The organism is Actinomyces sp. HMT897 (genome assembly GCF_016626125.1).
GTDB lineage: Bacteria > Actinomycetota > Actinomycetes > Actinomycetales > Actinomycetaceae > Actinomyces.
Map to the genome: position 1 here is coordinate 3,073,806 of NZ_CP067336.1, position 25,420 is coordinate 3,099,225.

The window sequence follows — 25,420 nt, forward strand, 5'->3', positions numbered from 1 at the left end:
CCGCGGTGCGTCCTGCCCCGCCGCCGAAAGGGGTCCCGAGCGTGCATCGGGTCACGGCGGTGCCCCGCGGTTGGGAGAGGCCGGGAGCGCCTCCGTAGACTGCCCGGCGATGAGCACCCAGACCCTCGCCACGACCCCCGCCACCGACCGGACCGGCCTCGACGCCCGCCCCCGGGGGCTGCCGCGCACCTACCACGTGCGCACCCTGGGGTGCCAGATGAACGTCCACGACTCCGAGCACATGGCCGGCCTGCTGGAGGCGGCAGGCTACCGGCGCGTCGAGGACGTGCCGCAGGCCGCTGCCCGCGCCACCGAGGCCGGTGACGGGGGCGCCGACGTCGTCATCCTCAACACCTGCTCGGTGCGTCAGAACGCCGCCAACCGCCTGTTCGGCAACCTGGGCCAGCTCGCCGCCGTCAAGCGCGGGCGCCCCGGCATGCAGATCGCCGTGGCCGGCTGCCTGGCCCAGCAGATGGGGCAGGGCATCGTCGAGCGCGCCCCCTGGGTCGACGTCGTCTTCGGTACCCACAATATTGACGTCCTGCCCGCCCTGCTGGAGCGGGCCCGCCACAACGCCGAGGCCGCCGTCGAGCTGGAGGAGTCCCTCAAGGTCTTCCCCTCCACCCTGCCCACCCGCCGCGACTCCGCCTACTCCGCCTGGGTGTCCATCGCCGTGGGCTGCAACAACACCTGCACCTTCTGCATCGTGCCCTCCCTGCGGGGTCGCCAGCGCGACCGCCGCCCCGGGGACGTCCTGGCCGAGATCCAGGCCGTGGCAGCCCAGGGGGCCATTGAGGTCACCCTCCTGGGGCAGAACGTCAACTCCTACGGGGTGGGCTTCGGGGACCGGGGCGCCTTCGCCGGGCTGCTGCGGGCCGCCGGGGCCGTGGAGGGCATTGAGCGGGTGCGCTTCACCAGCCCCCACCCGGCGGCCTTCACCGACGACGTCATCGAGGCCATGGCCACCACCCCCACCGTCATGCCCAGCCTGCACATGCCCCTGCAGTCGGGCTCGGACCGGATCCTGCGGGCCATGCGCCGCTCCTACCGCACCACCCGGTTCCTGGGGATCCTGGAGCGGGTGCGCGCCGCCATGCCCGAGGCGGCCATCACCACTGACATTATCGTGGGCTTCCCCGGGGAGACCGAGGAGGACTTCGCCGCCACCCTGGAGGTGGTCGAGCGGGCCCGGTTCGCCTCGGCCTTCACCTTCGAGTACTCCCCGCGCCCGGGCACCCCCGCCGCCGACCGGGACCAGGTGCCCGCCGAGGTGGTCAGGGAACGTTACCAGCGCCTGGAGGCGTTGATGGGCCGCATCGCCCGGGAGGAGAACGAGAGGCAGGAGGGGCGCGTCGTCGAGGTGCTGGTCGCCGAGGGCCAGGGGCGCCGCGACGCGGCCACCGCCCGCGTCTCGGGGCGGGCCGCCGACAACCGGCTGGTGCACGCCGCCCTGCCCGCCGGCGTGGCGGCCGACGACTACGCCGGCGGCGCCCCGCGCCCCGGGGACGTGCTCACCGTGAGGGTCACCCACGGCGCCCCCCACAACCTCATTGCCGACTCCGCCCGATGCGGACGGCAGCTGGGCGCGGCGGCGTGTGCGGCCAACCAGGCTCTGCGGCCCGGGGACCGCCTGTGGCTCGACGACGGCCCCGCCCTGTTCCAGGTGCGCCGCACGCGCGCCGGGGACGCCTGGGAGCGCTCCCGGACCGAGGCCTGTGCCGCCCCGGAGCCCGACACCGCCCCGGTGAGCCTGGGCATACCCACCATCCGGGTGGGGGCGCCGTCGGCCATCCGGGTAGGGGGCGCCGTCGGGCGCCAGACCGGGGACCCCGCGCCGCTCAGGACAGGTAGGCGTGTCCCTGGGTAGGTGAGCGCGCTTTCCGGTGGGTGAGCGTCTCTCCCGGTGGGTGAACGCGTCTTCCGGTGGGTGGACGCGCCTCCCGGTAAGTGAACGCCTTTTCCAGTGGATGGACGCGCTTTTAGTCAGGTGAACGCTTCTCTAGACGACGTTCACCTGCTCTATGTGGCGTTCATCCGCCCTAGACGGCGTTCACCTGTCCCAGAGCGCGTTCACGTGTGGGAGCACCCCCCCCGCGTGCGGGGATAATCCGTCGGCCCACAGCGCGCCCGGGCACGTGGGCGTCTGCGTGCGCGCCTGTTGTCCTAATCGTTCCGGCTCGGGTCTTTCCAGCTCCTTCCCCTGGCCCGGCTCCAGGGGAAGGCTCGGATTATGAGCACAGCACTCCTCGTCGTCGACGTCCAGGAATCCTTCCGCCTCCAGCCGTCGTGGGCGCAGATCTCAGCGCCCGACATCGTCCAGCGAACCCAGCGCCTGGTCTCGCACGCGCGTGCCGGGGGCGATGAGGTCGTCTGGGTCCTGCACTCCTCGCCCGGCAGCCGGGGGCCCTTCGACCCGGAGGGCGGCATGGTCGCACTGCAGCCCGGACTGGAGGTCCGGGAGGGGGACCTGACGGTCACCAAGACCAGCCACAACGCCTTCACCACGACCAACCTCGCCCAGCAGCTCACCCACCGCGCGGTACGCCGTGTGCGCATCGCCGGAATCCGCACCGAGCAGTGCGTGGAGACCACCGCCCGCCTGGCCTGTGACCTGGGCTACGAGGTCGAGGTCGTCATCGATGCCACCGCCACCCACCCGCTCCCTCTCGCCGACGGCTCCGGCGAGCTCCCGGCCGGGCAGGTCATCTCCCGCACCGCCGCCGCGCTGTCCGGGAGGTTCGCCACGATCACCACCGTTGAGCAGGTCGTGGGAGGCTGAGGGAGTGAGACCGACCCGCCATGTCCTGATCGTGCTGCCCGAGCACGTGCACCTCATGGACGTGGCCGGGCCCGCCCAGGTCCTCGTCACCGCGGCGGACATGGGCGCCGGGTACACCGTCGGCTATGTCAGTGAGCACCCGATCACCGGCTCGTACCAGGGCGTGGCCCTTGCCGCCGCGGTGCACTGGCCGGATCTGGAGCCTGACGACCTCGTCCTGGTGCCGGGGTGGAAGGCCCCGGCCGGCTCCCTGGGGCTCTCACGCACCCTGCTCAAGAGGATCCGCGGGCACTGGGACGACGGCGGCCGCGTCGCCTCCGTGTGCGCCGGCGCCCTGGCGCTCGCAGAGGCCGGAGTCCTCACCGGGCGCACCGCCACCACCCATCACGACCTCGTCCCGGTCCTGAAACGGTATCGCGGCGTCCAGGTCCTGCGCGACGTCCTGTTCACCTGCGAGGGGAGGCTGCACACCTCGGCCGGCATTGCCAGCGGCATCGACCTCGCGCTCCACCTCGTGGCTCACGACCACGGCCCGGCGCTCGCGGCCCGCGTGGCCCGCACGCTCGTCGTCCCCGCCTGGCGACCCGGCTCGGCCTCGCAGCGCTCGGTGATGCTCGTCCACCGCAACCACATGGATGACCTGGCCCACCGCGCTCAGGACATCCTCGATAACCCGGATGAGGGGCCCCTGACGCTGGAGCTCCTCGGACGGCGCCTCGGGGTCAGCGGGAGGACCCTGGCGAGGCACTTCGTCTCCGCCACCGGCCTGACGCCGCAGGCCTACTCCCGGGCCGTGCGCCGGGAGCGGGCCCAACAGCTCCACGAACGGGGAGCGACCTGGGAAGAGGCGGCCAGGGCGGTCGGCTACGCCGACTCCCGATCCCTTCGCCCCCGGCGGTCATGAGCCTCCCGGTAGGTGAACGCCTCTTTCGGTAGATGAACGCGCTTTTGGTCAGATGAACGCGCTTTTGGTCAGATGAACGCTTCTCTAGGTGGCGTTCACCTGCCCTATGCGGCGTTCATCCACCCTAGACGGTGTTCACCTGCTCTAGAGCGCGTTTATCTTCCTCAGAGCGCGTTCATGTGTGTGGGAGCGCGTCCCCGCCCTCGGTCCCCAGGTGGGGGTACAGCGCGCTCCTGCACGTGGGAGGGCGTCCGACGCCGACGTCGTCGCCTGGTGCGGTGGCCGAGGGTGCCCGCGCACGTGGGAGGCGTCTGCCTGGGGTGTCCCGCGTCCTTATCCTGCCGTCCGGCAGTCGGTGTCACCACCTGGGACGCCCACCTGAGGCGCCCACCTGGGACGGGTAGTCTGTCCCCGGAAAGCGAGGTGCACCCGTGGCACGACCCTCCGTCCCCGTCATCGCCCTGACCGGCTACCTGGGCGCGGGCAAGACCACCGTGCTCAACCACCTCCTGCGTGCCCCCGGGGCGCGCCTGGGCGTGGTGGTCAACGACTTCGGGGACATAGGCGTGGACGCCGCCCTGGTGTCCGGGCAGGTCGACGAGCCCGCCTCCGTGGCCGGGGGCTGCCTGTGCTGCCTGCCCGACGCCGGGGCCCTGGTCCCCGCCCTGGAGCGCCTGACCCGTCCCCGCCTGGGGCTCGACGCCGTCATTATCGAGGCCTCCGGCATTGCCGAGCCCCCTCAGCTGGCACGTCTCATCCGCTCCCTGCCCTGGCGACGCACCCGCTTCGGCGGGCTTATTGACGTGGTCGACGTCGTCAACCAGGCCGCCACCGTGGACACCGGAGCGGCCCCGCCCGCCCGCTACGGGGCCGCCACCTTAGTGGTCCTGACCAAGACCGACCTGCTGGACCCCGGCGGGCGCCAGGCCGTCGTGGAGCGCCTCACCGCGCGCGTCCGCGCCCGCAACCCCCGGGCCACCGTGGTGGTCGCCGACCACGGCCGTATCGACCCCCTGCTGGTGGCCGACGTCTCCGGCTCCGTGGCCGGGATTCAGGGGGAGGCGGTCCAGGACGAGCTCCCCCTGGCCGAGGTCAGCCGTCAGGAGCGTCAGGAGCGCGAGCCCGGGTGCGCCCACCACGCCCACGTCGTGACCGTCCCGGCGCCCGGGCACGTGGACCCCGGGAGCCTGGCGGACCTCCTGGAGGACCTGCCCACAGGCGTCTACCGGCTCAAGGGGGTGCTCGCCCTCGCCGGGGGCGGCTCGCGCCGCGGCAGGCCCCGGGAGGTCGTGGTCAACGTCGTCGCCGGGCGGGCCCACCTGGAGGACGGTCCTGCCGGGGCCCTCCAGCACGGCCTGGTGGCCATCGGCCCCCACCTGGACACCGAGGCGGTGCGCTCCCGCCTCCAGGCGGCCCTGTGCTCGGCCCGTGCCCCTGACCCTGCTGGCCCGGCCCGTCTGGAGCGGATCCGGCGTCGGGGCCGGGGCCTGTGAGAGCCCTCGGGAAAGTTCCCAGGAAGCTGTGAGGTGGTAGTGGGGTGTTCTCCCAGGGGCGGTGTGCACTATTGGTTGTGCCGCCGGACGGTGGCGACCGCGAGACGTTGGGGAGCGTCGGTGACCGGCCGCCTCCGGAATGCCGGACCGCAGCCCAGGGACTGCGACCGTGCGCTCGGCGAAGGAGGCACGGCCTCCCGGGATGGGAACCGGGAGGCGGCCTCGTGCGATGGGCCCGACCCGGTGATATCCGGGCCGGGCCTTGTCGTACCTGCCAGGCCCGGTCCCGGGGTCGACCCCGGCGCGTGGGCGCCTACCAGCCGCCCTGCGTCAGCGCGGCCCGTGGCCCTCGAACAAGGGGGCGCCTCGGGGTCGCCGTAGGGGCGGCCGGGGGAGTAGCTGTGGACCTCGCCGACGGGCGGCCGCTCCCGGGCCCCAGGTCTCCGGCCTGCGCTCTGTCCGCGGGGCCCGGGACGCTATCGCCGAGGTGTACAGGAAGTAAGCTGCGCCCTGCCTGTGGGGGACTGCTGGGGGACTGCTCCTGAGAAGGTAGGGGACGGTCATGGTCTGGAGCCGTGGACCTCACCGACAGGCCGCCGGGCTCACCGTGAGGTGAACAGCTCACCCAGGCGCGGGAAGGTGCGGCTCGTGAGGACGGTGGCGTCAGCGCGCTCCAGGACGAAGTCGTAGCGCAGGCCCGCCGCGGCCAGCTGCTGGGGGGGCGTGAGGAACAGCGCGGTGGCGATCCCGTCGGCCTGCGCGCAGGTGCCCGCCACCGCCCACGTGGCCAGCACGTCACGGACCGGCAGCCCGGTGAGCGCGTCCAGCACGTGGTGCAGGCCCTCCCCCCAGGCCCGCTCGCTCACCCCGGAGGCCGCCAGCGCCCCCCTGCGCAGGGTCACCACGCCAATGACCCGTCCGGGGCTCCCCGGTTCCTCCAGGCCCAGGCGTACCGGCGTGCCGCTGTGGACCACCAGGTCCCCCGAGGCGTCCACCACGACCTCGTCCACGCCCGCCCGCCCCAGGGCGTCCGCCACCATGTCGGCCAGGAACCCCTTGCCCACGGCGCCGACGTCGACCAGCGCCGGGCGGGGCAGGGTCAGACGGTCCCCGTCACGGCGGACCTGTCCCCACGTCAGGCGGCCGCGGCGGGCCCCCAGGCGGTGCAGGGCGCCGTCGCGCACGGTGAAGGAGTAGGCCGGGTCGTAGCCGAGCTCGACCAGGTCGGCCCCCACCAGCGGGTCAATGCGGCCCGCGCTGGCCCGGTGGAGCAGGTCGTAGAGGGCCAGCATGCGCCCCGAGCCGCGGGGCAGGTCCAGGACCACCGGGCCCGGCGCGCCCCGGCCGCCGGCCTCACCGCGGGCGGCGACATCACCCTGGTCGCCGGCCTCACCGCGGGCGGCGACATCACCCTGGTCGCCGATCTCACCCCGGGCGGCACGGCTGACCAGTGAGTCCTCCCGGAACCGGGACCACACCCCCTCGTAGGCGTCAACGAGCTCGAGCACCCGCCTGCGCGCCCCTGGCGGGAGCGCACGGCGTGTCAGGACCTGCCAGGGGCAGCCGGTGGCGGTGAAGGACCAGGTGTGGTCCCAGGAACACCCGGGGGACAGTTCCCGAACGGTAACCGGCCCTGTGGTGCGGGATGTGTCAGGCGCCCCCGACACGCTGTGACCTCCTTCACTTTGACCTGAAGAATATGGTCATCCTATCCTACTGAAAAGGAGCGCGCCTCCACTTCTTAGGTACATCTAATCTACCCACTTCCCCTGAAAGCCTGTGAGCGAGTATGTCAACTGTCTCCGCCGGTCGTGCGGCCCCCCGGCTCACCGTCCCCCTCACGGCCCTCCTGGCCCTCCTGGCCCTCCTGCTGGCGCCCGGGGCCCGCGCCTCCGAGGCGGACACCGACCACGGCACCTGGGGAGAGGTCGCCGCCGTGGTCACCCAGGACCTCGACAACGGGCTCACCCGCTACCAGGCCGGTGACACCTCCGGGGCGGCCGCCGCCTTCCAGCGGGCCTACAACTCCGGCTACGTGGCCTCCAACCTGGCCGCGGTGGTCACCGACCGGCTGGGCAAGGAGACCATGACCACCCAGAAGGACGCCTTCGCCTCCCTGCGCCAGGCCGCCTTCAAGACCGGCAACGAGCAGGTCCTCTCCGAGGGGGTGGCCTCCCTGAGCAGCTCGGTGACCCAGTCCGCCGCCCAGCTCGACGCCCTGACCGACCTGCTGAACCCCAGGGACTACGCCGCCCAGCGCGCCGCCACCACGGCCACGGAGCGCGCCGCCCTGGACGCGGCCAAGACCCAGGTCAACACCGGCCGGGGCGAGCGCACCTGGGGCGAGGTCGCCGTCGAGATGACCGACCTCATTGACCGGGGCGTAGCCGCGGCTGTCTCCGGTGACGGCAGGGCCGGCAGCGACCTGGTCAACCAGGCCTACTACGGCTACTACGAGAAGCTCGGCTTTGAGAAGACCGTCATGTCCGCCATCTCCGGGGACCGGGTCTCCCAGGTGGAGAACCAGTTCAAGGTGGTGCGCAAGGCCATGGTGGGCGGTGAGGACGCCCAGACGGTGACCTCCGCGGCCGCCGAGCTCAAGAGCATGATCACCCAGGACGCCGCCACCCTCGACGCCGGGGCCGCCGACCAGGTCAACCCGGTCAAGTCCTTCCTCACCAGCTCCTTCGGGCAGGCCCTCATTATCCTCCTGCGCGAGGGCCTGGAGGCCATCCTCGTGGTGGCCGCCATTATCGCCTACCTGATCAAGGCCGGGATGAAGGACCGCGTCAAGCACATCTACCTCGGTATCCTCCTGGGCCTGGTGGGCAGCGGGGTCGTGGCCGCCCTCTTCGCGTGGCTGTTCGACTCCGCCTCCTCCCACCAGGAGATCCTGGAGGGCGTCGTGGCCCTCATCGCCATGCTCATGCTGCTGTTCACCTCCAACTGGATGCTCTCCAAGAGCTCGGTGGCCTCCTGGAACGCCTACATCAAGGACCGGACCCAGGCCTCCGTCTCCAGCGGCGGGGTGTGGGCCCTGGCCTCCCTGAGCTTCCTGGCCGTCTTCCGCGAGGGCGCCGAGACCGTCATGTTCTACCAGGCCCTGCTCACCATGGACCGCGGCGGGGCCGCCTCCGTCTGGCAGGGGTTCGCCGTGGGGTGCGTCATCCTCGTGGCCGTCTTCCTGCTCATCCGCTTCACCAGCGTCAAGATCCCGCTGCGGCCCTTCTTCGCCGTCACCAGCTTCCTCATGGCGCTCCTGGTGGTCATCTTCGCTGGCGGCGGCGTCCACGCCCTGGTGGAGGGCGACGTCGTGTCCGGCACCTACGTCCAGGGGGTCCCCACCTACGACTACCTGGGCGTCTACCCCTACGTCGAGACCCTGGCCGCCCAGGGGGTCATGGCCGTGGTCGTCGTGGTCCTGGCGGCAGTCTCCCTGCTGCGCCGCCGGGCAGGCGCCGCCGCGGCCACCGCGGCGTCGGCTGCTTCCTCGGCGGCGGCCTCCTCTCCGGACGGTGCCGCCTCCTCGGCGTCACCCTCCTCTCCGGCCACCGCGGCATCGGCTGCCTCCCCGGACGGTGCCGCCTCCCCGGCATCACCCGCCGGGCAGCCCGCAGCCCGCTCCGCGACCTGGCCGCAGGCCGACGACTGACACCAGGCTTCCCGGGCCCGCCCGGAAGACCCGGTCGCACCAAACCCGGTGCGGCCTTCCCCGAACCCGAACAAGAACAAGTGAGGATCCTCATGCGTATCCGCAAGCCCCTCATCGTCGCCGCGACGCTCGCCCTGGCCGGTACCCTGAGCCTGAGCGCCTGTGGCGGCGACTCCTCCAAGGAGGCAGCCCCGTCCGCCACCGCCACCGAGAAGGCGGAGGGCGGCAAGGGCTTCCAGGAGTACCCGGTGGGTGACGACCAGATCGGCTACGGCAACGGGAACGTCGGCGAGATCAACGTCTCCCTGGTCTACTTCCAGCCCGTGGACATGGAGCCGGCCGGCATGGGCCTGAAGGCCTCCGAGGCGTCCTTCCACCTGGAGGCCGACATCTCCGGCCTGGAGGGCAACGACCTGGGCTACGGGGCCGGTGACTTCGTCCCCGGCCTGACAGTGGACTACACCATTACCAACAAGGCCACCAACACCGTCGCCGCCGAGGGCACCTTCATGCAGATGAACGCCTCCGACGGCCCCCACTACGGGGGCAATATCGCCCTGCCCGACGCCGGGGAGTACACCCTGGCCCTGAAGATCCACTCCCCGGAGGAGAACGGCTGGATGCTCCACTCCGACGAGGAGACCGGTGTCAAGGGCCGGTTCTGGACCACGCCCATCGAGCTGAGCTGGGACTGGAACTACACCCCCCAGCAGTGGTAGGCCCACTGGCCTGAGCGCCGCCCCTGCACCGGACAGGGGCGGCGCCCGGGCGCACCAGGCCACGGACAACCCGCACCAGGCCACGGACAACCCCGGGACGACCCCGCCCCGGCTCGTAAGGACTCGTAGGAAGGGACTCTCATGCTGGAACGTTTCGTCGCCGTCGTCGGAGGAATGGCCCTGCCGTTCCTCCTCGTGTCCGGGCTCGCAGTGGTCCTGGTCCCCCACCAGCCCCGGGGGTGGGAGCCCTCCAGCCGGTGGCGCGCCGCCTGCGCCCTGACCGGGCTGGTCGCGGGGTCGGTCTTCGCCGCCCTGCGCGCCACCGCGGTCCTGCGCTCGCGCTCAGCGGTCAGCCTGCCCACCCTCTACGCCTGCGTGGCCGCCGACGTGGTCCTCCTGGTCCTCCTGGCGGCCCAGGTCGGGCGCCCCCGGTGGGGCGGCAGCGGCCACCTGGGCCGCGCCACCAACGTGCTGGCCTGCGTGGTACTGGCCCTGGCCTTCTTCCGGGCCGTGCCCGAGACCGTCCTGCAGCTCACCGCCTTCATTGAGCCCGGCAGGCAGACCATGTCCTCCGAGATGCTCCTGCGCGTCCTGGGCTTCCTGTCCGGCTGGGTGGCCTGCGCCGTCCTGGCGTTCCTGGTCTACCGGGCCGCCCGGCGCTCCCCGGTGCGCCTGACCCGCCTGACGGTGTGCGCCTTTATGGCCCTGGTGCTCTTCACCCACGCCACCGACCTGCTCACCGTCCTGCACGCCAACCACCGCATTGTCCTGCACGGGGCCGCCTTCCGGCTCCTGGTGTGGTTGACCAACAACGCCCAGTCCACGCTGCTGATCACCACCGCCGCCGTCCTGCTGGTACCCCTGGCGGTGGCCGCTGGCCTGACCCTGCGCCGGGCGCCGGCCGCCGCCAACCCCGCCCGGGCCCGTGCCGCCGTCGCCGGGCGCCGCCGCACCCGCCGGTGGGTGCTGGCCACCGCCCTGGGCGTGGGGGTGCTGGCCACCACCCGCACCTACGGTGTGGCCAAGGTCAACGAGGTCCCGGTCCTGTCCGAGCCCGAGCCCTACCGGCTCGAGGACGGTACCGCCTACCTGGCCCTCGCCACCCTGGAGGACGGCCACCTCCACCGCTTCGAGTACAAGGCCTCCAACGGCGCCGCCGTGCGCTTTATCGTCATCCTCAAGAACGGCGGCGCCTACGGCGTGGGCCTGGACGCCTGCGAGAACTGCGGCCCCTCGGGCTACTACGAGAAGGACGGCAAGGTGATCTGCAAGCGCTGCGACGTGGCCATTAACCCGGCCACCATCGGCTTCAAGGGCGGCTGCAACCCCATCCCCCTGGCCTTCGACGTCGTCGGGGGGGACCTGGCCATCGCCGAGGCCGACCTGGAGGCCGCCAAGAAGGTCTTCGCGTGAGCCCCTGCACCCACCGTCCCCGCCCGGACGCGGGGCCCGGGCGGGCCCCCGTCCCCTCGTCCGCCTCGGAGGTGGCCTGATGTTCTTCACCCGACTGCTGCGCCGGTCCTTCACCAGGCAGCTGCGCCGCCGCTCCCTGGTCGTCCTGACCGTGGCGCTGTCCGCGGCCGTGAGCGTGGCCATGCTCGGCGTCGTCCTCGACGTGGGCGACAAGCTCAACGCCGAGCTGACCACCTACGGCTCCAACATCACCGTCCAGCCCAAGGCCCAGGGCGTGGTGTCCGACCTGTACGAGACCAGCGAGGACACCGAGGCCACCGCCTTCCTCAACGAGGCCGACGCCGCCAGCCTCAAGACGATCTTCTGGGCCTACAACATCGTGGACTTCGCCCCGGTGCTGACCACCCACCTCACCGTGGCCGGCGCCGGGGGATCCTCCCTGACCGGGGTCAAGGCCGTGGGCACCTGGTTCAACAAGGAGGTGTCCCTGCCCACCGGGCAGAACGTCACCGCGGGCATGACCACCCTGCGCTCCTGGTGGGCCTGGAAGGGGACCTGGCCCACCGACGACGGCAGCCAGGTCGCCCTGGGCTCCTCCCTGGCCTCCGAGCTGGGGGCCTCGGTGGGCGACACCCTCACCCTGAGCGGGACCGCCGGTGATCACACCCTGACCGTCAGCGGGATCTACACCTCCAAGGACGGTGACGACAAGGTCCTCTACGCGCCCCTGTCCGTCGTCCAGCACGTCTCGGGCCACCCCGGCAAGGCCGAGCGGATCGAGGTCAAGGCCCTGACCACCCCGGAGAACGACCTGAGCCGCAAGGCCGCCTCCAACCCCAGGGCCCTGTCCAAGGCCGAGTGGGAGACCTGGTACTGCACGGCCTACGCCTCCTCCATCACCTACCAGATCGAGGAGGCCGTCCCCGGCTCGGTGGCCAAGCAGGTCCGCCAGGTCGCCGCCGTGGAGGGCAACGTCCTGGTCAAGACCCAGGCCCTCATGATCCTCATGACCGCCCTGAGCCTGGTGGCGGCCGCCCTGGCGGTAGCCTCCCTGACCACCGCCTCCCTGGTGGAGCGCACCGGCGAGTTCGCCCTCCTCAAGGCGGTAGGCGCCTCCTCGGCCGCCGTCAACCGGCTGATCCTGGGGGAGACGGCCGTCATCGGCGTGGCCGGCACGCTCCTGGGGGCCCTGGTGGGATCGGCCCTGGCCCAGCTGATCGGCAAGGTCGTCTTCGGCTCGACCATCACCATGCGGCCCATGGTCTTCGTGCTGGTGGCGGTGCTGGTGTCCCTGGTCCTCCTGGCGGCCACGGCCTCCTCCATGCGCTCCATCCTGCGTATCCAACCGGCTACGGCCCTGCACCGGAGGTGACGGACATGAGCGAGACCACCCCCACGACCACCTCGCGGACGCCCCGCGGGACGACCAACCGGCGCCTGTTCGTCCGCATGCTCGCCGCCGCCATGCGACGCCGCCGCTCACGGGCCCTGGCGGCCGTCCTGTCCTCCGCGGTGGGCTCGGCCACCCTGTTCTGCCTGGCCGCCGTCTGCCTGGCGGTCCCCGCCCAGATGAGCGCCCAGATGCGCCAGTTCGGGGCCAACCTCATTGTGGTGCCGGTGGCCTCCGAGGGCTCCGCCCCCCGGATCTCCTTCCAGGAGGCCGCCGACGTGGACGCCGCCGTGGCCACCGCCCTGGGCGTGGGCACGGACCAGCTGGCCACCGCCGCCTACCGCTACGAGACGGTGCGTATCAACAAGTCCCCCTACATGCTCGCCGGTATCGACGTGGACCGGGTCCGGACCCTCAACGGGCACTGGGAGGTGACCGGCCACTGGCCCGGCCCCGGGGAGGTCCTCATTGGCTCCGACGTGGCCGAGGCCGCGGGCTTCACCGTCGGCTCCACGGTCACCGCCGAGTACCTCTCCAGCGACAACCTGGACCTGGGCTCCCAGACCTCGGTGGCCCCCGACGGGTCGGTGAGCTCGGACCCGCTGACCCCCACCGCCGCGCCCACGGGCACCGCCACCACCGCCCCGGGCCACGCAGGCCACTCCGGGCATGCCGGGCAGTCCGGTCAGGGTTCGGTCTCCTCCGACGACGCCGGCGCGTCCAGCTCCCAGGCCACGCCGGGGCACTCGGGGCATGCCGGGCACGGTGGGCAGTCCGGTCAGGGTTCGGTCTCCTCTGACGACGCCAGCGCGTCCGGTTCCCAGGCCACGGTGGGCCACCACCACACCGGGCCCGTCCCGGGCTCCAAGGCCTGGTCCACCGCCGCCGCCTCCCAGGACTCCGCCAACCCGGCGTCGCCCACCGCACCCGGCCAGGCCCGCTGGCAGGTGGCCGGGATCGTGGACACCGGCGGCAGCGAGGACGACATCGTCTACGCCAACGCCGCCGACGTGGACGCCCTGACCGGCGTGAGTGCCCCGGGCTACGACGTCCTGGAGTTCAGCGTGGACACCGCCGCCGCCCCCATGTCCACCGTGGTCGACGCCGTCGCCGCCACCGGCGACTCCGTCCAGGCCCAGCCGGTCGCCAAGATCACCAGCGGCGACACCCGTATTATCACCATGCTCAACACCCTCTTCTGGGTGGTCTGCGTGGTGGTCCTGGCCCTGACGCTGGTGGGCGTGTCAACCACCATGACCGTCATCGTCTCCGAGCGCCGCAACGAGATCGGCCTGCGCAAGGCCCTGGGGGCCTCCGGGCGCGCCATCGCCGTCGAGTTCTACTCCGAGGCCGCCCTGCTGGGGCTGTTCGGGGGCCTGGTGGGGACCGCCGTCGGCTACGGCCTGGCCGTGGCCGTGCTCCTGGGGGTGTTCGACTCCGCGGCGGGCTTCGGGTGGTGGCTGGCCCTCGTCTCGGTGGCGGTGACCGTCCTGGTGGCGGTGGTCGCCGCCTACCGGCCGGTGCGCCGCGCCGCCTCCATCGACCCCGCGCTCGTCCTGCGAGAGGAATGACATGCTGCTCGAGCTCTCCCACGTCTCCAAGATCTACGGCGACCTGGCCGCCGTGGACGACCTGAGCCTGACCGTCCCCAGGGGCCAGTGGCTGTCCATCGTGGGCTCCTCGGGGTCGGGCAAGACCACCCTGATGAACATTATCGGCTGCATGGACACCCCCACCAAGGGCACCGTCACCCTGGACGGGCGTGAGCTGGGCTCCCTGACAGCGGGACAGCTGACCGACATCCGTAAGAACGTCATCGGCCTGGTCTTCCAGCAGTTCCACCTCATCCCCCACCTGACCGCCGTGGAGAACGTCATGGTGGCCCAGTACTACCACTCCATGGTCGACGAGAAGGAGGCCCGCCAGATGCTGGACTCCGTCGGCCTGGCCGACCGAGCCCACCACCTGCCCAGCCAGCTCTCCGGCGGCGAGCAGCAGCGGGTGTGCATCGCCCGGGCCCTGATCAACAGGCCCGAGCTGGTCCTGGCCGACGAGCCCACCGGCAACCTCGACGAGACCAACGAGCAGCTCGTCCTGGACATCTTCGGCCGCCTCCACGCCCAGGGCACCACCCTCATCGTCGTCACCCACGACGCCCACGTCGCCTCCACCGGACAGCGCCAGATCCTCCTCAACCACGGGCGCCTGGTGGGGGAGAAGACCAACGAGGGCTTTGAGGGCCGCCGCGGGGCCGACATGCTCGACTTCGAGGGGCAGGGCCTGGAGGGCGCCCAGGAGCCCGGTGACCACGCCCCCGGCACCCCGACCACTAAGGAGACTACGTCATGAACTACCCCGCCCTGCGGCGCCCGGCCGCCCTCGCCGGGATCCTGATCACGACGGCGTCGCTGGCCTCCTGCGCCGGCGGCGAGGCCCCCAGCTCCGACGAGTACGCCGGCCGCCCCCAGACCCAGGCCCCCGGCACCCAGGAGCCCGCGGCCTCGGCCACCCCCTCGGACTGCTGCGACCACACCACCGCCCCGCCCGCAGCCTCCTACACGGACGGCACCTACACGGCCAGCGAGTCCTACGGGCCGGTGGACGACCTGGTGGAGGAGGACTCCATCGACGTGACCGTCACCCTGAGCGGCGGCGTCATCACCGACATGAACGTCACCGGCCACCCCCTGACCTCCGTCTCCCGGGACTACATGAAGGGCTTCGTGGCCCAGATCGAGGGGGCGGTCACCGGCAGGAGCCTGGCCGACGCCCACGTCACCGCCCTGGCAGGGGCCTCCAAGACCTCCAAGGCCTTCAACCGGGCCATTGACGCCATTGCCTCCCAGGCCCAGCAGTGAGCCGGGCAGGGCGCGCCGGGGGCCACGCCGCTGACAGGGCGGCGGCCACCGCGGGTGCGCCCGGCCGGGCGCACCGGGGCCCGCGTGCTGGCCTCTACGTAGCAAGCGGGGGCGGGCCGGGGGAGCGCCGGCCGCCTCGGGTCAGGTCGGTGGGGTAGCGGGGCCGGGGGACCGGCTCAGAGCTCCGGCAGGTACCATCCTGAGGCTGTCCGCCTGGGCGCCGGGTGCCTCAGAGCTCCGGCAGCAGGGGGCGCACCTCCGCCAGGGCCTGGGTGCAGGAGGCCAGGGCCGTGTTCAGGTGCAGGCGCAGCTGCCTGTCCGTGACCCCGGTGGTCAGGTCCACCAGGTAGATCGTGCGCACCAGCGGTCCCACCGGGGTGTCCACCAGGGCCACCGTGGGGAAGAACTTGTCCCGGTTCCAGTCGTTGACGCTGGCGGCCAGCTCGTCACGCTGCCCCGGCAGGGCCGGCTCCTGCCAGTCGCCCGAGACCAGCAGCCATCCAGGGTGCTCGGCAGGCTCCTCAATGACGAAGGGGAACCCGTTCCACGTACCCAGCAAGGAGGGGTGCTCCTCATCGACGTGGTCACGCACGTGGTAGCCCATCGACTTGCTCAGCATGGAACGCACCCGGCCCAGGGACAGGGCCGGCACCTCTAGGGCCGCGGCGGGCTCACGCTCCACCACCTGCCTGGGGGCGGGCTCGGGGGCCCTGGGCTCGGGGCGGCGGGGCGGGCGCACCGCCCCGAGCAGGGAGGCCAGCAGGGCGCGCCAGGTGCGGGGGCGTCCGGCAGGGCTCATGGCTCCAGGCTCCCACGCAGCGGGTCGGGGAAGGTCTCCTCCGCCTCCCGCATGAGGGCCACGATCAGCCGGCAGCTGGTGAACACGAAGGAGTCGAGCTGGTCGTCCGTCATCCCCGCCGCCAACGGGTAGGTGACCTCCCCGTGGAGACGGACCACCCCGGCGTCGGAGAGCGTCAGGTAGGCCTTGGGGCCGATCCGGGTGGCGTTCCAGTCCTCCACGAGCTGGCGCAGGGCCGCCAGGTGCTCGGTGTCCGCGATCCGGTGCCACAGCCCGCGCAGCTGGAAGGCGCGGGTGTCCTGGAAGATGACGTGGACGGTGACACTGCGCCACGGGATCCCCACGTCCCCCTCGTCGTCCACGAAGGACCGCAGACCGAGGCGGCTGAGGCTGTCCAGCACGCGCGCGACGTCCACCGGGGCGGGCATGACGGCGGTGGGCATAGCACCAGCCTATCCTGGGAAACAGGTCCTAGAGCCACCCTCCGCCCGCCGCGACACGCCTCACTGACCGGGGTGCCGGCAGGGGTAGGCAGGACCCGGGAGCCCCTCGCCCGACGCCCCGACCAGGCCCGTATCCTTAAGGTCATGAGCGTCCGCGTCGCCGTCGTCGGCCCCACCGCCACCGGCAAGTCCGAGCTCGCCCTCGACCTGGCCGACGCCCTGGGCACGGCAGGCGGCACCAGGGGCACCGAGGTGCTCAACGCCGACGCCTCCCAGCTCTACCGGGGCATGGACGTGGGCACCGCCAAGCTCCCGGCGCAGGGGCGCCGCGGCTACCCCCACCACCAGATCGACGTCCTGGACGTGACCCAGCCCGCCAGCGTCGCCGCCTACCAGCACCACGCCCGCGCCGACCTGGAGGCCATTGAGGCGCGTGGCAACCGCGCGCTCATCGTCGGGGGCTCGGGGCTGTACGTCCGGGCCGTCACCGACGCCCTGCACTTCCCCGGCACCGACCCCGCCGTGCGCGCCGCCCTGGACCAGCGCCTCAGGGCCCGGGGCGGGGCCGCCCTGTGGGAGGAGCTCTCCAGCCGTGACCCCCGGGCCGCCGAGCGGATCGACGCCGCCGACACCCGCAGAGTGGTCCGCGCACTAGAGGTGATAGAGATCACCGGGCGCCCCTTCTCCGCCAACCTGCCCCGCTACGAGGACCTCGTCCCCACCGTCCACCTGGCCCTGCGCCCACGCCGGGACCTGCTCAACCGGCGTATCGAGGCCCGGGCCAGGGCCATGTTCCTGGGGCCGGGGACCAGGCCCACCAAGGAGGGCGCCCCCACGCTCCTGACCGAGACCACCGCCCTCCTCGCCCGGGGCCTGCGCCAGGGGCCCACCGCCAGCCAGGCCATCGGCTACGCCCAGGCGCTCGCGGTCCTCGACGGGCGCATGGGGGTGGAGGAGGCGATCGCCTCCACCGCCCAGGCCACCCGCCGCCTCGCCAGCTACCAGGCCAAGTGGTTCCGCCGCGACCCGCGGGTCCACTGGCTGGACGTGGCCCTGACCGAGGCCGGTGAGCTGCCCGCCGGCGAGCGTGACCGCCTGGTGGGCCAGGCCCTGCGTGTGGTGAGCGACGCTGAGGGCGTCGTGGGGTCCAACGCATAGGCTGTGCTCATGACGCACAGCGACACCAGCCCGGGTACCGGTGGCGCGTTGTCGGGCCGTACCCTCATCAAGGGCCACGGCACCGGCAACGACTTCCTGCTCCTTATCGACCCCGAGCGGGAGGTGGCCCTGACCGCCGGTGACGTCGCTGCCGTGTGCGACCGGCACCGGGGCGTGGGGGCCGACGGCCTGGTCCGGGTGGTGCGCACCGCCGCCCTGGAGGGGGCCCGGGCCTTCCACGCCGCCGTCCCCGAGGCGCAGTGGTTCATGGACTACTACAACGCCGACGGCTCCGTGGCCGAGATGTGCGGCAACGCCTCGCGCCTGTTCGCCGCCGTCCTCCTGTCCGAGGGGCTGGTGGACGTGCCCGACGGCGCCAGCCTGACCATCGGCACCCGGGGCGGGGCCCGCACCCTCACCCGCACGGGGGACTACTGGACGGTGGACATGGGGCCCGCCCGCCTCAGCCTCCTGCCGGGCACGTCCGCCACCGACCCCGACTGGCCCGGCTGGGACACCGTCGTCACCGTCCCCGGCCTGCCGGGGCAGCGGGCCGCCCTGAGCCTGGCCGTGCCCAACCCGCACACCGTCGTCGCCCTGGGCAGCCGCGAGGAGCTGGAGGCCGCCGCCCTGGCCGGCCTGACCGGCTCCGGCGCGCCGGTGGCCTACGACCCCGTGCCCGAGGCCGGCACCAACCTGGAGCTGGTCGTGCCCCTGGCGGAGCAGACCGACCCCGGCACCGGTGAGCGCGTGGGCGTGGCCCGGGTGCGCGTCCTGGAGCGCGGCGTGGGGGAGACCCTGGCCTGCGGTACCGGGGCCTGCGCCGTGGCCGTCGCCCTGCACGAGTGGGAGGGGCCGGGCGCGCCGGAGGACTACCGGATCATTATGCCCGGCGGGGAGGTCGGGGTGCACGTGGGGGCCGCCCCCCTGGCGCAGGGCTCCACCGTCCTGCTGACCGGCCCGGCCCAGGTCGTCGGGCGTGTCACCCTGACCTGACCCGCCGTGCCCCCAGTCCGCCACCGCCCCGGCGGGCGCCCCCGGAGCCCTGAGTGACCACCACAGGAGGCCCTCAATGACCACGTCCACGACGGCGCCACGCCGCACCTCCACCACCGTCCTGACCACGGGCCTGATGCTCTTCGCTCTGTTCTTCGGCAGCGGGAACCTCATCTTCCCTCCCGTGGTCGGGGCCTCCGCCGGGAGCCACTTCCTGCCCGTGCTCCTGGGGTTCCTGGCCACGAGCGTCCTGCTGCCCCTGACCGCCATCGTGGCCGTGTCCACCTCGGGGGAGGGCATTCTCGGGCTGGCCCGGCGCGTGGGGCCCAGGTTCGGCGTCGTCATGCCGCTGGCCGTCTACCTGTCCATCGGCCCGCTCTACGTGGCGCCCCGGGTGACCACCGTGTCCTACGAGCTGGCCACCCGGCCCGTCCTGGAGCTGCTGGGCTTCACCCCCGGGCGCCCGGCCCTGTTCGTCCACGCCGTCGTCTTCCTGGGGGTCACGGTCCTGGTGGCCCTGCGCCCCAGCCGTATCGCGAACCGGGTGGGCAGGTGGCTCACCCCGGCGCTGCTCCTGCTCCTGGCCGTGCTGTGCGTGGCGACCGTGGCCGGCTCCTCCCCGGTGGACCGGGCCGCCACGGGGGCCTACGCGAGCGCGCCCCTGACGACGGGGCTCACGCAGGGCTACCTGACCATGGACGTCCTGGCCGCCTCCGTGTTCGGCATCGTGGTCATCCAGGCCCTGCGGGACCAGGGGCTGCACGGCACCCGGCAGGTGGCCCGCGCCACCGTCAGCTCGGGGCTGATCGCCGCCGTCCTCCTGGCGGTGGTCTACGTCGGCCTGGCCATGATCGGGCAGCGCACCGGCGGGGACGTGACCGACGGCGCGGGCCTGCTGCGTGCGGCGGCCTCGGCGAACCTGGGGACCCTGGGGACCCTCCTGTTCGCCGCCATCGCCGTCCTGGCCTGCCTGACCACCTCCGTGGGCCTGCTGTCCTCCTGGTCCGGCTACGCCGTCACCGTGGTGCCGCGCCTGCCCTTCGACCGCCACCTGCTGGTCTCCGCGCTGGTCTCGCTGGTCCTGGCCAACCTGGGCCTGTCGGAGATTATCGTGGTGCTCTCACCGGTCATCGTCATCCTCTACCCGGTCGCCATGACCCTGGTGGTGGTCACCCTGATCGACGTCGCGGCCCCCGGCCACCTGCGCGCCGCCTACCTGTGGCCGGTGGTGGCCAGCACGGTGCTGGCGGTCCTCTCCGCCCTGCCGTCCCTGGGCGAGGAGAGGGTCAGCGCCCTCCTGGCCCGCACCGGGCTGTGGAACGACTCCACCGGCTGGATCCTGCCCACGCTCCTGGCCCTGGCCGTCGGGCTGGTCGTGGACGTGGGCACGGGCCGCTGGTCCACCCCCGCCCCGGACGCCTCCGGGGTACAGGAGGAGGTGGAGCACGTGATCGCGTCCCTGTCCTGAGGCGTACCACACCGGGGTCCCGCCTGGCCCCGGTCGCGCGTACGCTGCGAGGGTGCGTCACCCCCAGCCCTCAGGGCAACCGCCCACCTTCACCCCTGAGCAGCGCCGGATCCTCCCGGTGCTCCTCATCCCGGCGTTCGTCTCCCTCCTGGCGGTCTCCAGCGTCAATGTGATCCTGCCGGCCATCGCCGCCTCGGTACCCACGAGCACCGGGGGCCTCCAGCTCGTGGTCTCCGGCTACTCCCTGGTCTTCGGGGTGCTGCTCGTCCCCGCCGGGCGGGCCGGGGACGTCATGGGGCGCGGGCGGCTCTTCGTGGCGGGGCTGGTCCTGTTCGGCCTGGGTTCCCTGGCCGCGGGCGTGGCGCCCTCGATCCTGGCGCTCAACCTCGCCCGGGTCCTCATGGGGGTGGGCTCGGGGCTGTTCAACCCGCAGGTCACCGGCCTGATCCAGCAGTACTACGCCGGGGCCGCGCGCGGGCGGGCCTTCGGCCTGTTCGGCGGGGTCATCGGGGTCTCGGTCGCGGTGGGGCCCCTCATGTCCGGCGCGCTCATCGGGGCCCTGGGCGACCAGTGGGGGTGGCGCTCCTCCTTCCTCGTCTTCGTGCCCTTCGCCCTGGCCGGTGCGTGGGTCGCCTGGCGTGCCCTGCCGCCCACCGCCTGGGGGCGCCCTGACGCCGTGCCGGGTGCGGGGGGCGGTGCCCGGGATGCTGAGGCGGCTGGCCGGGCTGGCGGCTCCGGGCCGGCCCCACAGGGGCCCGCGGCGCCGTCGGGCCGTGGCACCCGCCGCCCGGTTGACCTGGACCCGGTGGGCATGACCCTCCTGACGGTGGCCACGGGCCTGGTCATGGTGCCCTTTATGGAGTACCAGCGGGGGGCGTGGGTGTGGGGCCTGCTCGTGGCGGGCCTGGTTCTGGTAGCGGGGTGGGTGGCCTGGGAGAGGCGCTACGCGGCCCGCGGCAGGGCCCCCATGGTTGACCTCAGCCTCTTCCGCGTCCCCTCCTTCGCCTACGGGAGCCTGGCCATCGCCGTGTACTTCATGGGCTACACCTCGATCTGGATCATTACGGCCCAGTACCTCCAGGCCGGCCTGGGCTACTCCGCCCTGGCCAGTGGGCTCATGGGCCTGCCGGCCTCCGTGGCCAGCGCCGTGGGCGCCTCCGTCTCCGGGCGCAGCGTCACCCGCGTGGGCCGGGTCATGGTGCTGCGGGGCATGGTCCTGGGGCTCGTGGGCCTGGGGGCCACCGTCGTCGTGGTCCACCTCAACGCCGTCATCGCCCTGAGCCCGTGGTGGATGGCGGTCACCCTCCTCCTCCTGGGCGCGGGGCAGGGCCTGGTGGTCTCACCCAACCAGACCCTCTCCCTGGCCGACGTGCCCCTGCCCTACGCGGGTGCCGCGGGCGGCATCATCCAGACCGGGGAGAGGATCGGCACCGCTATCGGCATCTCCGCCATTACCGGCCTGGCCTTCTCCGTGGCCCGGGGCTCGGGCTGGCACACGGCCTCCCAGGTGGGCCTGGGGGCGATCGCCGCCGTCATCGCCGCCTCGGCCCTGGTGGCCTGGGCCGACCTGCGTGCCAGTGCCCGGCGGGACCGGCGCCCGCTGTCGCTGGGGCAGGCCGGTGGGGTGCCGGACGGGTCGGGGACCGCGGTGTGAGATGCCTGACCGTTACCGCTGAGGGCGGGAGCGGTAGGCGGACACTACCCTGGTGCCTGTGAGGTATGACAGGCGTCAGACGGTGCTCAGTGTCCTGGCCGTGCTGACCGCGGCGGCCACAGGACCGGCGCTCATGGGCGGTCACGTCCCGTCCGACTTGTCGCCCGAGGGGGCGCAGGCCACCGCCACCACCGTGGCGCAGGCGTCCGCCTCCGCCCAGAAGGCCCCCTCGCGCCCCGCGCTGACCTCCGTGGACTACCAGGTCACCTACGACGGGACGGTCTATAACAAGACCGCCCTGGTCTACCTCCCGCACCCGGACGCCCCCCTGAACCGGGACACGAACTTCCTCTACCTCATGCACGGCTCCTCCCAGTCGGCCCAGGACATGGCCAGCCAGCTCCAGCCGGTCCTGGAGGACATGACCCGGAAGGGCACCCTGGACACGGTGGTGGTGTTCACGACCTACTACCCGGACCCGAGCCTGGACTCCGACAGTGACGACTGGATGCTGGACGAGCCCCTGGTCACCTTCTTCACCGACCACGAGCTCACGGAGGCCCTGGTCCCGGCGGTGGAGGCCCGGTACCGCTTTGGCACGACGCCGGAGCAGGTCAGGACGAGCCAGCTCGTGGACACCCGTGACCACCGGGCCTTCGGTGGCTTCTCCATGGGCTCGATCATGACCTGGGACGTCCTGGAGGACCAGCTGCCGTACTTCTCGCGGTTCATGCCCGTCTCCGCGAGCAGCTGGGAGGTTGACGGCTACCAGGGCGCCGAGGCGGCGCAGGCCACCGCCGAGCACATCTCCGCCGAGGCCGCGCAGGTCGGGACCACGTCGTTGGACCTGCGGATCTATGCGGTGGTGGGGGAGAAGGACATTGAGGAGACGCAGTTCATGGACCTCCTGGTCGATACGCTGCGCACCTCCGACCCGGAGCTGTTCACCTCGGAGTCCCTGACCTACACGGTCATGCCGGGTGGCGGGCACGACCTCGGGGTCTTCACCAAGGCCTTTGAGGACAACGTGCCCGGGCTGTTCGACTGAGGCGGCCCCGCGGCCCCTCAGCGGGTCACGCGCAGCACCCGGTACCCCTTGGACGACGAGGCCCTGGTGGCCTGCCAGCCCTCGGCGCGCAGCCAGGCGGCCAGGGAGTCAGCACCCAGGTTCCTCTGGACGACGAGCCAGGCCTGCCCCTGCTCGCTAAGGAGGCCGAGCCACGTGGTCAGCAGGGCGTGCAGGGCCTTCTTGCCGATGCGGACCGGCGGGTTGGACCAGATCAGGTCCAGGGTGGTCCCCGCCTGACGCAGTGAGGCCAGGGTCTGGTCGGCCAGGGCCGCGTGGACGGTCAGGCCGTTGGCGACGGCGTTGCGGGCGGTCAGCTCCACGCACCGCTCGTTGACGTCGACGGCGTGGACGGTCGCGTGGGGGGCGGCGCTGGCCAGGGCGAGGCTGACGGGCCCCCACCCGCACCCCAGGTCCAGGAAGGTGCCCTGCTCGGGCGGGTCGGGGACGTGGGCAAGGAGGACCTGGGTGCCCTTGTCCAGGCGGTCGGCGGAGAAGACCCCGTTCGCGGTGGTGACGGTGAGGTCACGCCCCCGGATCGTGAAGTGGTGGGTCCGCTCCTCGGCGGGGGTACTGGGGCCTGGGGTGAAGTAGTGCTCGCTCACGCCACCAGGGTAGTGGCGGCACGGCGGGGGTGCCCGCGTCCTCCCGTCCCTTCCCTCCGTCCCGCCCGCCCTTTCGTGAGAACGGTACTTATTGCTCGCGAGAACGGTACTTGTTCGCCGTGAGAACGGTACTTGTTGCTCGTGAGAACGGGTGCCGGGTTGCTGGCGCGCTGATCCGGGTGCGTCCCGGGGGGGCTTGGCTGGGTTGGTCCGGGCTGTCTGGGTGCCGGGCTGCCGGGTTGCCAGCTGGGTGGGTGTGGGACGTGGGTCCTGGTTTGGGGGTGTGGGTGCTGGGCTGCCTGGGTGTCGGGTTGCTGGGTGGTTGTGGTGTGTGTGCGTGGGTTGGGTGGTGGTGTTATGGTGGTGTGTGTCGTCTGGTTGGCGGTGGGGTTGGTCGTGGTGGCGCTGGTGCCGCCGGGCCCGCTCCTCGTGTTCGTCGTTTTCCTGGGTGTGTGAGGGGGTCGTGATGGTGCGGGTCCGGTCGTGGGTGCCTGCCCTGGCGGTGGTCATGGTGTCCGTCCTGGCGGGGTGCTCCGGTGGTGGCGTCTCTGGTGCGTCGCCGAGTGTGGATCCCTATGAGGTGGGTGCCAGTGCGATGGCGGCTGCGGCCTCGGCGTCGGCCAGTGCGCGGGCCAGTCGTGACGCGGCCCTGGGGCCGGACCTGGTGGCCAGGCGTGATGCGGCCCTGGCCACGCCGCCTCCGGACAAGCCTGAGAACCTGGGTGAGGACAGTCTGGAGGCGGCCGTGGCCGCGGCCGTGTACTTCCTCAAGCTCTACCGGTACGCGGCGGTCACCGGTGACACCAAGGACTTTGAGGCCATGAGCGAGCAGCAGTGCGTCTTCTGCAACAACATTATCGACAGGGCCACCAGGCTGCACCAGGAGGGGGGCTGGGCCGACCCCTGGGAGCAGACCGCCGAGAAGGTCGAGGCCTACCCCCTCAACCCCGGCTACGAATACCACCAGGTAGACGTCACCCTGCGCAGCGGGGACATCTCGACCCACCACGGGGACGGCTCGGACGGAAAGAACTCCCCGGCCGAGACCGTCCTCATGCGCGTAGCGATTCGCTACCACGACGGCACATGGACCGTAGGAGACGCGGAGGTAGTAGGGTCATGAAAAGGAAGCCTTTGACTCACCTCGAGGTGGTACTAGCCGCCTCCCTGGTTATCACATGCACCCCTACCGCCGAGGCAGACGAGTCCTCTCTGGACTTCAGTGCCACCGGATCGTCAGGTGGGAGTACCATTACGGTTATTGGTGATCAGTATGAGCGTCTGGATCCGGCTGCGGGCCCGTCGGGTTCGTCTGGTGGTTCTGGGTCGGGTTCGTCTGGTGGGTCGTCGGGTGACGTGGTGGTGTCGTTCTCGGTGTCGAAGCCGGGCAAGGTCCCGCTGGTGTGCGTGGCCTACGCGCCGGACCCCGGCCACCTGTTCTGCAGGCCCTACGAGCCCGAGGAGCCCGAGGAGCCCGTCCCGGCCGCTGTGCCGGTGGTGGTCTCGGCCAGGGACGTGGCGTCCCTGATGGTGGAGGGGTCGGGTATCACCCGCCAGCCCCCTGGTACCACGGCCCGGGTGGACATGGACCTCATCGCCTACACCGACCCCTCCACCCGCTCCCTGTCCACCACCGTGGCCGGCACCCTGGTGGAGGTGGAGGCCACGCCCGCCTCCTACCACTGGGACTGGGGGGACGCCACCACCACGACCACCACCAGCCCAGGAGCCCCCTGGCCCCACCAGACCGTGACCCACCGCTACCACCACCCCCAGACCGGCGTCCACCTCACCCTGACCACCACCTGGACCGCCCGCTACCGCCCCCAGGACGGAACCTGGCACGACGTCCAAGGCACCGTGACAACCACCCAACAGTCTGACACCTTCGACCTGGTAGCCACCACAACACACCTCACCGACCACGCAGAACACACACAAGGACACTAGACAACCCCCGCACCCACGCCCCGTACAACGAGCACCGGCCCCACACGCAACAAATACCGTTCTCACGACGAAC

The 25,420-nt window shown here is 72.2% G+C and carries 22 protein-coding genes; 18 read left to right on the forward strand and 4 right to left on the reverse strand.

Going from position 1 to position 25,420, the window contains the following annotated elements:
- The first annotated feature begins 109 nt into the window (after positions 1-109).
- The 4 genes from miaB (at position 110) to JJJ15_RS11965 (ending at position 5,176) form a co-directional block, all read left to right on the forward strand.
- The gene (miaB, locus tag JJJ15_RS11950) at positions 110-1,867 is read left to right on the forward strand and encodes a tRNA (N6-isopentenyl adenosine(37)-C2)-methylthiotransferase MiaB (RefSeq protein WP_200510893.1); all 1,758 of its coding nucleotides are present in this window, start codon (positions 110-112) and stop codon (positions 1,865-1,867) included.
- A 363-nt stretch (positions 1,868-2,230) separates the two neighbouring features.
- Complete coding sequence (locus JJJ15_RS11955) at positions 2,231-2,779, forward strand: isochorismatase family protein (protein WP_200510894.1); 549 nt, start codon at positions 2,231-2,233, stop codon at positions 2,777-2,779.
- A gap of 4 nt (positions 2,780-2,783) precedes the next feature.
- Positions 2,784-3,683: a DJ-1/PfpI family protein gene (locus tag JJJ15_RS11960; protein ID WP_200510895.1), complete on the forward strand. Its 900-nt coding sequence runs from the start codon at positions 2,784-2,786 to the stop codon at positions 3,681-3,683.
- A 431-nt stretch (positions 3,684-4,114) separates the two neighbouring features.
- Positions 4,115-5,176 carry a GTP-binding protein gene (locus JJJ15_RS11965; RefSeq protein ID WP_200510896.1) on the forward strand — a complete coding sequence of 354 codons (1,062 nt, stop codon included), beginning with the start codon at positions 4,115-4,117 and terminating at the stop codon, positions 5,174-5,176.
- 602 nt (positions 5,177-5,778) lie between these two features.
- Here JJJ15_RS11965 and JJJ15_RS11970 read toward each other — a convergent pair.
- Entirely contained in the window at positions 5,779-6,684 is a 906-nt protein-coding gene (locus JJJ15_RS11970) for an FAD:protein FMN transferase (protein ID WP_246742067.1), read from the reverse strand.
- A gap of 281 nt (positions 6,685-6,965) precedes the next feature.
- On the opposite strand from JJJ15_RS11970, the gene JJJ15_RS11975 reads away from it, so the two are divergent.
- The 7 genes from JJJ15_RS11975 to JJJ15_RS12005 all read left to right on the forward strand — a co-directional run bounded on the left by JJJ15_RS11975 (position 6,966) and on the right by JJJ15_RS12005 (position 15,208).
- Positions 6,966-8,828: an FTR1 family protein gene (locus JJJ15_RS11975; RefSeq protein ID WP_200510897.1), complete on the forward strand. Its 1,863-nt coding sequence runs from the start codon at positions 6,966-6,968 to the stop codon at positions 8,826-8,828.
- A gap of 92 nt (positions 8,829-8,920) precedes the next feature.
- On the forward strand, positions 8,921-9,547 hold the full coding sequence (locus tag JJJ15_RS11980) for an iron transporter (protein WP_106108843.1): 627 nt from the start codon (positions 8,921-8,923) through the stop codon (positions 9,545-9,547).
- A gap of 141 nt (positions 9,548-9,688) precedes the next feature.
- A complete protein-coding gene (locus JJJ15_RS11985) occupies positions 9,689-10,960 on the forward strand; it encodes a DUF2318 domain-containing protein (protein ID WP_200510898.1) in 1,272 nt (423 codons plus the stop codon).
- A 79-nt stretch (positions 10,961-11,039) separates the two neighbouring features.
- Positions 11,040-12,332: an ABC transporter permease gene (locus JJJ15_RS11990; protein ID WP_200510899.1), complete on the forward strand. Its 1,293-nt coding sequence runs from the start codon at positions 11,040-11,042 to the stop codon at positions 12,330-12,332.
- A 5-nt stretch (positions 12,333-12,337) separates the two neighbouring features.
- Positions 12,338-13,921, forward strand: coding sequence for an FtsX-like permease family protein (locus JJJ15_RS11995; RefSeq protein ID WP_246742068.1), 1,584 nt, complete (start codon positions 12,338-12,340; stop codon positions 13,919-13,921).
- 1 nt (position 13,922) lies between these two features.
- The gene (locus tag JJJ15_RS12000; RefSeq protein ID WP_200510900.1) at positions 13,923-14,699 is read left to right on the forward strand and encodes an ABC transporter ATP-binding protein; all 777 of its coding nucleotides are present in this window, start codon (positions 13,923-13,925) and stop codon (positions 14,697-14,699) included.
- Positions 14,696-15,208 (forward strand): FMN-binding protein, encoded by a 513-nt coding sequence (locus JJJ15_RS12005; protein ID WP_200510901.1) that lies wholly within the window; start codon positions 14,696-14,698, stop codon positions 15,206-15,208. Before JJJ15_RS12000 ends, JJJ15_RS12005 begins: the two co-directional genes overlap by 4 nt.
- A 229-nt stretch (positions 15,209-15,437) precedes the next feature.
- On the opposite strand, the gene JJJ15_RS12010 is transcribed toward JJJ15_RS12005, so the two are convergent.
- Together JJJ15_RS12010 and JJJ15_RS12015 are read right to left on the reverse strand one after the other, a co-directional pair.
- A complete protein-coding gene (locus JJJ15_RS12010) occupies positions 15,438-16,007 on the reverse strand; it encodes a YbjN domain-containing protein (RefSeq protein ID WP_200510902.1) in 570 nt (189 codons plus the stop codon).
- Positions 16,004-16,450, reverse strand: a complete 447-nt coding sequence (locus JJJ15_RS12015) for a YbjN domain-containing protein (RefSeq protein WP_200510903.1) — start codon at positions 16,448-16,450, stop codon at positions 16,004-16,006. Before JJJ15_RS12015 ends, JJJ15_RS12010 begins: the two co-directional genes overlap by 4 nt.
- 144 nt (positions 16,451-16,594) lie before the next feature.
- Here JJJ15_RS12015 and miaA point away from each other — a divergent pair, with 144 nt between their 5' ends.
- The 5 genes from miaA to JJJ15_RS12040 all read left to right on the forward strand — a co-directional run bounded on the left by miaA (position 16,595) and on the right by JJJ15_RS12040 (position 22,774).
- Positions 16,595-17,608 carry a tRNA (adenosine(37)-N6)-dimethylallyltransferase MiaA gene (gene miaA, locus JJJ15_RS12020; protein ID WP_200510904.1) on the forward strand — a complete coding sequence of 338 codons (1,014 nt, stop codon included), beginning with the start codon at positions 16,595-16,597 and terminating at the stop codon, positions 17,606-17,608.
- 9 nt (positions 17,609-17,617) lie between these two features.
- A complete protein-coding gene (dapF, locus tag JJJ15_RS12025; protein ID WP_200510905.1) occupies positions 17,618-18,604 on the forward strand; it encodes a diaminopimelate epimerase in 987 nt (328 codons plus the stop codon).
- A gap of 76 nt (positions 18,605-18,680) precedes the next feature.
- Positions 18,681-20,072, forward strand: coding sequence for a branched-chain amino acid transport system II carrier protein (gene brnQ, locus JJJ15_RS12030; RefSeq protein WP_200510906.1), 1,392 nt, complete (start codon positions 18,681-18,683; stop codon positions 20,070-20,072).
- A gap of 52 nt (positions 20,073-20,124) precedes the next feature.
- Entirely contained in the window at positions 20,125-21,726 is a 1,602-nt protein-coding gene (locus JJJ15_RS12035) for an MFS transporter (protein ID WP_200510907.1), read from the forward strand.
- A gap of 58 nt (positions 21,727-21,784) precedes the next feature.
- Positions 21,785-22,774, forward strand: coding sequence for a hypothetical protein (locus JJJ15_RS12040; RefSeq protein ID WP_200510908.1), 990 nt, complete (start codon positions 21,785-21,787; stop codon positions 22,772-22,774).
- Between the two features lie 17 nt (positions 22,775-22,791).
- Here JJJ15_RS12040 and JJJ15_RS12045 read toward each other — a convergent pair whose 3' ends face one another.
- Positions 22,792-23,397 carry a methyltransferase gene (locus tag JJJ15_RS12045; protein WP_200510909.1) on the reverse strand — a complete coding sequence of 202 codons (606 nt, stop codon included), beginning with the start codon at positions 23,395-23,397 and terminating at the stop codon, positions 22,792-22,794.
- A 466-nt stretch (positions 23,398-23,863) separates the two neighbouring features.
- Here JJJ15_RS12045 and JJJ15_RS12050 point away from each other — a divergent pair, with 466 nt between their 5' ends.
- Both JJJ15_RS12050 and JJJ15_RS12055 read left to right on the forward strand, forming a co-directional pair.
- A complete protein-coding gene (locus JJJ15_RS12050) occupies positions 23,864-24,520 on the forward strand; it encodes a DUF6318 family protein (RefSeq protein WP_200510910.1) in 657 nt (218 codons plus the stop codon).
- Between the two features lie 233 nt (positions 24,521-24,753).
- The gene (locus tag JJJ15_RS12055) at positions 24,754-25,347 is read left to right on the forward strand and encodes a zinc transporter (protein ID WP_200510911.1); all 594 of its coding nucleotides are present in this window, start codon (positions 24,754-24,756) and stop codon (positions 25,345-25,347) included.
- Positions 25,348-25,420 lie beyond the last annotated feature (73 nt).

Coding starts and splice junctions, on each gene's coding strand:
- miaB (WP_200510893.1), top strand. CDS start 110: ATGAGCACCCAGACCCTCGCCACGACCCCCGCCACCGACCGGACCGGC.
- JJJ15_RS11955 (WP_200510894.1), top strand. CDS start 2,231: ATGAGCACAGCACTCCTCGTCGTCGACGTCCAGGAATCCTTCCGCCTC.
- JJJ15_RS11975 (WP_200510897.1), top strand. CDS start 6,966: ATGTCAACTGTCTCCGCCGGTCGTGCGGCCCCCCGGCTCACCGTCCCC.
- JJJ15_RS11980 (WP_106108843.1), top strand. CDS start 8,921: ATGCGTATCCGCAAGCCCCTCATCGTCGCCGCGACGCTCGCCCTGGCC.
- JJJ15_RS11985 (WP_200510898.1), top strand. CDS start 9,689: ATGCTGGAACGTTTCGTCGCCGTCGTCGGAGGAATGGCCCTGCCGTTC.
- JJJ15_RS11990 (WP_200510899.1), top strand. CDS start 11,040: ATGTTCTTCACCCGACTGCTGCGCCGGTCCTTCACCAGGCAGCTGCGC.
- JJJ15_RS11995 (WP_246742068.1), top strand. CDS start 12,338: ATGAGCGAGACCACCCCCACGACCACCTCGCGGACGCCCCGCGGGACG.
- JJJ15_RS12000 (WP_200510900.1), top strand. CDS start 13,923: ATGCTGCTCGAGCTCTCCCACGTCTCCAAGATCTACGGCGACCTGGCC.
- JJJ15_RS12005 (WP_200510901.1), top strand. CDS start 14,696: ATGAACTACCCCGCCCTGCGGCGCCCGGCCGCCCTCGCCGGGATCCTG.
- JJJ15_RS12010 (WP_200510902.1), bottom strand. CDS start 16,007: ATGAGCCCTGCCGGACGCCCCCGCACCTGGCGCGCCCTGCTGGCCTCC.
- JJJ15_RS12015 (WP_200510903.1), bottom strand. CDS start 16,450: ATGCCCACCGCCGTCATGCCCGCCCCGGTGGACGTCGCGCGCGTGCTG.
- miaA (WP_200510904.1), top strand. CDS start 16,595: ATGAGCGTCCGCGTCGCCGTCGTCGGCCCCACCGCCACCGGCAAGTCC.
- dapF (WP_200510905.1), top strand. CDS start 17,618: ATGACGCACAGCGACACCAGCCCGGGTACCGGTGGCGCGTTGTCGGGC.
- brnQ (WP_200510906.1), top strand. CDS start 18,681: ATGACCACGTCCACGACGGCGCCACGCCGCACCTCCACCACCGTCCTG.
- JJJ15_RS12050 (WP_200510910.1), top strand. CDS start 23,864: ATGGTGCGGGTCCGGTCGTGGGTGCCTGCCCTGGCGGTGGTCATGGTG.